The sequence below is a fragment of the Aureibaculum marinum genome, assembly GCF_003813905.1.
Classification (GTDB): Bacteria; Bacteroidota; Bacteroidia; order Flavobacteriales; family Flavobacteriaceae; genus Aureibaculum; species Aureibaculum marinum.
In genome coordinates this window covers 1-340 of sequence record NZ_RPFJ01000112.1, presented here as the reverse complement: position 1 = coordinate 340, position 340 = coordinate 1, and the positions used below count along the sequence as shown (strand labels likewise).

1 protein-coding gene is annotated in these 340 nt (G+C 39.4%); it reads right to left on the bottom strand.

Translation table 11 applies throughout. The annotated features are described in order from the left end of the window. A partial coding sequence (locus EGM88_RS15600; protein WP_203229475.1) for a SprB repeat-containing protein occupies positions 1–340 on the bottom strand: 340 nt, incomplete at both ends.

The window sequence follows — 340 nt, the reverse complement described above, 5'->3', positions numbered from 1 at the left end:
TCCATGAATAATTATATGGACCTACTCCTCCTACAACAGTGATATCTATCGCTCCATTATTATCTCCATTACATAATAATTGTGTTAAAGATCCACTTACTGTTAAAGCTCCTGGCTCAGTTACCGTATAACTATCACTAATGGTACATCCATTAGCATCAGTAATTGTAACTGCATAGGTACCTGCACTTAAACCTGTCTGATCTTCATCTGCCGCTACTAAGCCGCTACCATCTGATGTTGTCCATGAATAATTATATGGACCTACTCCTCCTACAACAGTGATATCTATCGCTCCTGTACTTTGTCCTGCGATACCAACATTGGTAATTGCCTCAGA